Origin of the sequence: Nostoc sp. (assembly GCF_035638895.1) — a bacterium.
Classification (GTDB): Bacteria; Cyanobacteriota; Cyanobacteriia; order Cyanobacteriales; family Nostocaceae; genus Nostoc.
In genome coordinates, this window is record NZ_DASQZC010000617.1 from 1 (window position 1) to 7,096 (window position 7,096).

Annotated in this window: 7 protein-coding genes; 1 reads left to right on the forward strand and 6 read right to left on the reverse strand. The window is 43.1% G+C overall.

Annotated features, from left to right (window positions below; translation table 11 throughout):
- The 4 genes from VE944_RS30150 to VE944_RS30165 form a co-directional block, all read right to left on the reverse strand.
- The coding region (locus VE944_RS30150) for an alkaline phosphatase D family protein (RefSeq protein ID WP_324986231.1) at nucleotides 1–1,590 on the reverse strand (1,590 nt) is incomplete at its 3' end.
- 339 nt (nucleotides 1,591–1,929) lie between these two features.
- Nucleotides 1,930–2,784 carry a formyltetrahydrofolate deformylase gene (gene purU, locus VE944_RS30155; RefSeq protein WP_324986235.1) on the reverse strand — a complete coding sequence of 285 codons (855 nt, stop codon included), beginning with the start codon at nucleotides 2,782–2,784 and terminating at the stop codon, nucleotides 1,930–1,932.
- Nucleotides 2,785–2,810: 26 nt separating this feature from the next.
- Entirely contained in the window at nucleotides 2,811–3,434 is a 624-nt protein-coding gene (locus VE944_RS30160) for a DUF4340 domain-containing protein (RefSeq protein WP_324986238.1), read from the reverse strand.
- A 49-nt stretch (nucleotides 3,435–3,483) separates the two neighbouring features.
- Nucleotides 3,484–5,157, reverse strand: a complete 1,674-nt coding sequence (locus VE944_RS30165) for a GldG family protein (RefSeq protein WP_324986250.1) — start codon at nucleotides 5,155–5,157, stop codon at nucleotides 3,484–3,486.
- A gap of 109 nt (nucleotides 5,158–5,266) precedes the next feature.
- Between VE944_RS30165 and VE944_RS30170 the strand changes: the two genes are divergently transcribed.
- Nucleotides 5,267–5,662, forward strand: coding sequence for a four helix bundle protein (locus VE944_RS30170; protein ID WP_324986241.1), 396 nt, complete (start codon nucleotides 5,267–5,269; stop codon nucleotides 5,660–5,662).
- An 11-nt stretch (nucleotides 5,663–5,673) separates the two neighbouring features.
- On the opposite strand, the gene VE944_RS30175 is transcribed toward VE944_RS30170, so the two are convergent.
- Entirely contained in the window at nucleotides 5,674–6,486 is an 813-nt protein-coding gene (locus tag VE944_RS30175) for an ABC transporter permease (protein ID WP_324986244.1), read from the reverse strand.
- The coding region (locus VE944_RS30180; protein WP_324986247.1) for an ATP-binding cassette domain-containing protein at nucleotides 6,487–7,096 on the reverse strand (610 nt) is incomplete at its 5' end. It abuts the gene before it with no gap.

A 7,096-nucleotide genomic window follows, 5' to 3' on the forward strand; every position in this document is an offset into this window, starting at 1 on the left:
AACCCGCTCTACTTTTCCCTGATTCGGCAATTCAAACGAGACTGTTGATATGATTGGGGCATTTGGATTAGACACAGTAGGCCCAGTCTCTGGAGATGGAGCCAGTAGTCGATAGTCACTACGCCAGCGCTGATGATTGAGGTCACAAACAACATAACCGCGTTGTCTACCATTAAAATACTTTACCCACGGACTTTCTGGTAAAGCCTTCTCAATTCGGTCACTAGCGCCAAAGCCTGAGGTAATCGATGTGCCAACAAACTCAGTACCGACTGTAGCAGAGTTAGGGTTATTGTAATCAGCTTTCAGGTCGCTTACCCAACTGGAGTGTGTGTCACCAGTAAGGACAACTGGGTTGGCTGGCTGACGTTGAGCAAGAAAATTGAGAATCCGGCTACGGGCAGCTACATAACCGTCCCAAGCATCAATATTAAAGGCAGTCTCAGGGCCTGCTGTCCAGTCATGCTGGGTAAAGACAAGCTGTTGAGCAAGAACATTCCAGCGTGCCCCAGAGCGCTCTAGATTGCGGAACAACCACTGCTCTTGTTCAGTACCAGTCATAGTGGCATTTGGATCAAGAGCTTCTGCACAGCGTGGTTCAATAGTGTCATTACAAGGTTGGTCGCTACGATATTGGCGAGTATCGAGAACATTAAATTCAACCAAGTTACCAAAGTTTAAGCGTCGATATAGCTGCATATCAATGCCTCTAGGTTTTGAAAAATCCCGCAGTGGCATGTGTTCGTAATATGCTTGGAAAGCAGCAGCACGACGAGCTAGAAAAACTTGGCGTGATTGTTGTTCTGGATCTTGAGGAATTTCATCCGCCCAATTATTGTCAACTTCGTGGTCATCCCAAGTAACTAGCCAAGGAAATGCAGCATGAGTCTGTTGCAGGTTAGGGTCAGTTTTGTATTGGGCATGGCGATTGCGGTACTCCTCCAGTGTCACTGGCTCTCCATTACCTTCATGAGGTCGGAGTGCATTCGCTCTCGGCGCTCCCTCGTAAATGTAATCACCGAGGTGAACCACCAAATCTAAATCTTCTTGAGCCATGTTTTTATAGGCGGCGAAGTATCCTTGCTCCCAGTTTTGACAGGAAGCGAAGGCGAAGCGGAAGCGCTCAACGCGATCGCGCGCGTTAGGAGCAGTGCGAGTCCGCCCGATTGGACTAACTTCATTGCCCACCCTAAACTGATACCAGTACCAACGTGCAGGTTTTAATCCTTGCACTTCTACATGAACAGAGTGTCCAAATTCTGGAGTAGCTATCTGTGTGCCACTGCGGACAACTTGCTGCATCTTTTCGTCGGTAGCAACCTGCCATTGCACTGGAACATTATATTGTGGCATCCCACCACCATTGAGCGGATCGGGGGCTAAACGCGTCCACAGTACTACATTATCTGGGAGTGGTTCACCGGAAGCGACACCCAGACTAAAGGGATAATTAGAAAATCGGGGCTGGGCGAGAACTTTGTTAGGCCATTGATTGGCGATCGCAAAACCAGTTAAGGCTCCAGTCCCAATCAAAACTTGTCGCCGTCTCAGCCGACTTGATAGCAAGCGCTCAATATTGAAGTTTTGCATATATTTTCCTTATTATCGCGTTTGAATCATAACGAAGTGTAACAGCGCAACTTTAATGCTTATTTGCAATCAGGTTAAGGGTTGATTATTCCAACACAAACCTAATTGTTTTACCTAAACTAATAAGCTGTTCCACGTTTAAATTGCATAAGCTGGGCGGGCAAGATGCCCACCCCACAAGAGTTATATTTAATTCGATTATGTAAATTAGATGTTTTAATGAAATAGCCCTACCTTAAAAAGGGGGTCGCCGCAGGCGGGGGGAGTTTAATCCGAACCTCTTGTGCCTATACGGACTTTGTTTGTATAGCTACGAATGGCATTAGCTTGGATATGAAATCACTCAAAGACTACCGTTCTATTTCCATAGACTAATACACGATTTTGCAAGTGCGATCGCACCGCTCTTGCTAATACAACTCTCTCCAAATCTTTGCCTTTTCTCACCAAATCATCAACTTCATCACGGTGACTAACTCGCACCACATCCTGTTCAATAATTGGGCCTGCATCTAAATCAGCAGTGGCGTAATGAGCAGTTGCACCAATAATTTTTACTCCACGTTCAAAAGCTCGGTGATAAGGGTTTGCTCCGATAAAAGCTGGTAAAAATGAATGATGTATATTAATAATTTGCGGAAATTGACTAATAAAATCTGCACTAACAATCTGCATATATTTCGCTAATACAACTAAATCTATTTTGTACTTGCGTAATAATTCTAATTGTTGGGTTTCTTGTTCTACTTTATTATCTTTATTGATGGGAATGTGCTGGAAGTCAATATTAAATTGCTCTGCAACTACCTTTAAATTAGAATGGTTACTAATAATTAAAGGAATTTCAGCCACAAATTCTTTGGCGCGTTGTCGCCAAATTAAGTCAAATAGACAATGATCTTGCCTACTTACCCAAATAGCAATGCGTGGTACTGTATCAGAAAAACGTATTTCCCACTTAGCGCCTAAAGGTTGAGCAATCGCATTAAATGCAGGTGCAATAAACTCTCGCGGCAAATTGAACCCCTCTAACTGCCATTCAATGCGAGTAAGGAATAACCCAGCAGCAAAGTCTGTATGTTGATCTGCATGGATAATATTACCACCATTAGAATAGATGAAATTGGCAAATTTCGCCACCAATCCCCGTTGATCGGGGCAAGAAATTAGCAATGTGGCTGTCGGATTTGTCATAATAATATCGCCAGATTTGGAATTAATTATTTGCTGTTTGTCGGAGTCGGTTTAGGAATAGTGAGCGGAGGAAGTTTTTGACTATTATCTACAGGTTGTTTCCACTCTGATAGTTCCCGATTCACGGCATTTGCAAAATCTGTAGATACCAACAGCACATTTATATTTTCATTGGGTTTTGTAGCAAGGTCTGCTTGAGCATATAAAAAACGCCTGTTAAAGTTAGATTTACCCAAAATAAACTGATGCCTTTGTCGGTTTTTCAGGGTGATATTGATGGTTGCTTGGGGTTGATCTAGGGCGAATTCTTTAAGGTCTTTTGCTGGAGTTGAGAGAGTGCGTTCACTATTACCTTTGACTAACAAATCCATTAAATAAGAAACAATAGCATCATTTGCTGGGCCCGATACCGGAGATTTGATTAGCCACTTAGGGTTACTAGATTCAGGGTTCCGTTCCAAATTCAGAGTAAGTTTTTTTGTCGTGACTGTTAAAAACTGCACATCATCTTCGGCAAAAGAGAAAATTTGCTGCTTTTGCTCCTTGATTTCTTCTCGCACAGTTGCACCTCGAATTTCATAGAAGTAAACAAAACTGCCTAAACCCAGCGTTAGCAGTATCAAAATTAAAGTCGTTCGCGGCAATTTCATTTTTTAGTCATTTGTCATTGGGACTGAGGGAGAATTTCTAACTCCTTTTTTACCGTCGTTTCCACCAAATAATAACTGCGATCGCAAACCCAATTAAAGGTAAAACTAACAAAGACGACAATATCAAAAGATTACTTTGGGTAGTAGTCAGAGTTATTCTACGGTTTTTCGGTTCTTTGGGGCGAATGGAAAGGGGCTGTTGATCTTGTTGACTCAGCCAAGTAACTGAGTTGAGGAATACATCTCCATTTAATTGCTGTTGAAACAACCCATCGGTGGCGAACTCGGAATTTCCTAAAACCACTAACCTTGACTCGGTGGCTGTTTGAGATGAGGGAGCAGAGGAGGCAGGGGGAGCAGAAGGAGCAGGGGAGGCAGGGGGAGTGGGGGAAGCCTTACTTTGAGTGGTTGGTGATGGTAGGGGTGAAGGTGTCGGTGCAGGTTGGGGAGTGGAAGCAGATTTGGGTGTTTGTTTTCTGCTTAAGGCAACGCCCAAGGTTAGAGGCCCTTTGAGGTCTTTATCTGCATTAAACTCCAATTTTTCGCTTTCGAGGTCGCTTTCTGCCCAACTATTGGGGTAGGGTTTGGTTCGTAGCAGTGGAGTAGCCTGAACACCAGGCACAGAGGTAATTTCCAGTGGTCGGGCAATCGGATAAAAAGAATTACCGTTATCGAAATCTTTGGTAATCGGATGTTGTCCGTATTCTGTCACTAAGGGCGTAGCAGGGCCAAGTCCCACGCTTCCGCCAGAGGCATCGACTGCTAAACGATTATCCAGACGAACACCCCACTCTTGCAGCAAGCTGTTAAGTTTGGGATCGGTATTGGGATCAATCATCAGCAGTAAGTTACCACCGCGATTAAGATATTCTTGCAAAGCTTTGACTTCGCCTTCAAACAGCCCTCGTTTGGGGCTAGCTACTATCACTACAGCCGCATCTTCAGGAACTTTGGCAGTTTCTCCTAAATTCAGGGGTGATGTTGTAAAACTTTTATCGCCTAATGCCTGAACTGCTTGTGATATTGCACCTTTACCAGCCGAAAGCTGTCGTTCGCCATGCCCTTGGAGTAAGTAAACTTTAGCTGTGGTTGAATTTGTTAGTTGTTGCAGGCGACTAGTTAATCTGATCTCTGACAAACGCTCATTTTCATTTACTGTTTGCACTAATTGCCGTTTATCACCAGATTCTAAATAAACTTCCCCGTAATCTTTGACGGCAAACTTTTCTGCCAATCCTGGTCTAGTTTCAGGGTTGATGTACTCATATTTAAATTTTGAGCTTTGGCGCTGATAATTTTCTAGTAATTCTCGGTCTTGGGGATTCTGGCTAATATCAAACACCCACACCTTAACTGGCTGTGGTAGAACCCTCACCAGTTCGCGTGACTGGGGCGCAAGGGTAAACAATTGAGCTTCTGTTAAGTCTGCCCGTAAGTGATAGCGAGTTCCCAAAAAGTTAATCAATCCTAAAATTGCCAACACTGCCAGAGTTGCTACTAAAGCATTAGTCCCAGCTTGGGTAGAACGACGCTTCCACCAGTTAGTCTCATAGCTTTGCCATAATATCCCCAACCCACTGATGACAATTCCTGTAATCAGAAATACTAATGGAATTAATCCCCACTGTTCAGAGACTAACCCAGCTGTTAAGCCGACAGCAATTAGGAACGGGCCCAACCAAAATAGATATTTCCACAGTTTCTTTTTTGCAACTATCTTCATCTTATTTGTCATTTGTCATTGGTCATTGGTCATTTGTCTACAGATAGTGACAATTTAAAATATATGGACGAAAATTAAGTGACTAAAAACTAAGTAGATAACTGAATAAATGGCAACAAGGCGTTTCCAAGAATTACAGGTTTATCAATTATCAGAACAGTTGGCAGATGACATTTGGAAAATTGTTGAGGGATGGAATTTTTTTGCAAAAGATACGATTGGTAAACAGATTGTACGTTCGGCAGATAGTATCGGTGCCAATATAGCAGAAGGTGTAGGAAGAGGTAGTTTTCAAGATAATAGACGTTTTATTAAAATAGCAAGAGGCTCTTTGAATGAAACTCAACATTGGTTAAGACGGGCTTATACTCGTAACCTTTTAACTACCGAACAGATAAATGCAATCAAAACAATCATTAACGAACTAGCACCCAAGTTAAACTCCTACCTAAACTCAATTGGCAATGTACCAGATGACCAAGGACAAATGACAAATGACAAATGAATGACCAATGACTATTGCCTTTGAAAGCGCAGTGCATCAATTGATTGAGCTGTGAGAAAGATGCCCAAAAAAATGTAACTGGCGAATAAAATTAAAGCGCTGGTATCAAAAATGCCTTGAATTAAGGTGTTGTAATGTTTCAGTAACGACAGATAACCTAATGCTTCGCCCACGGGGCCAGGGACAATTTTGGCGATTAAATCAATCAATAACAATAATAGAATTACTGCAAAGGTGAAAACGGCAGACAAAATTGTACTGTCTGTTAATGAAGAAATAAACATTCCTAAAGATAAAATTGCTGCTGCTAGCAAGATTAATCCAAAATGACCCAGCAAGGGAATTGAGAGTGCCATTGGTGGATTTGATCCACTGATGGCGATCGCTTCCAACACTAGCATGGGTACAACCATCGTGGTAAAAAATGTTAGCACGCCCAATAACTTACCTAAAGCTACCGCCCAATTGGTGATTGGTGAGGTGGCTAAAAGTTCTAAAGTACCGCGCTTACGTTCTTCGGCATAGAGTCCCATTGAGAGAATTGGCAGGATAAACAACAATAGCCAACCCATGCGATCCAAAAATGCCCGGATAAATTCATAGGGGACATCTATCGGTGGTACTGGCACTCCTAGTTGTTGCCCTTGTGCATCTATTGCCGCAACTCCTACCAAAATGCCATCTGGCCCTAGCAAAATCATCACAAAGAATAACCCCGCGATGAACCAAAATATGCCTGCGATCGCATAAGCCAAAGGTGATACAAAATAACTCTGTAACTCTCGGCGATAAATGGCAATAATATTACTCAGCACTACACCCATTTACGCTGCCTCTCCTTCGTTGTCTGCTAAGTCTACCTCAGTATCGAAATTTTTCTCTTCTGTGGTCAGTTGCAAGAACACATCTTCTAAGGTGGCGTTAACTCGCTTCAGTTCATGTAAACCGAATCCTGCACGCACTAATGTTGTGGCAATATCCTTCCCTGGTTCTTTTCCCGGTTGCGATATCACCCGCAGGTAAGCGCGATTTTCTTGGGGTTGATGGCCTCCTGTTGTCGGAATTGATTCTATCAGACTCACACCTGCGACTTTTTGCAATACCTGTTTTGCTAGGGCAGCTTCTCCTTCTATTTCAAGTTCATACCCTGAGCCACCTGTCAACTGAGTCATCAAGTTTTCTGGTGTATTAGTTGCCACAACTTTGCCGCGATTAATGATGGCAACGCGGCTACAAGTCATGCTCACTTCTGGCAGAATGTGCGTGGAAAGAATAATTGTGTGAGTACCAGCGAGGCTTTTAATTAAATTCCGCACCTCAATTATTTGTCGGGGATCGAGTCCAACGGTGGGTTCATCTAAAATGATCGCTGGTGGATCGTGGACGATCGCTTGAGCAATTCCTACCCTTTGGCGGTATCCTTTAGAGAGTTTG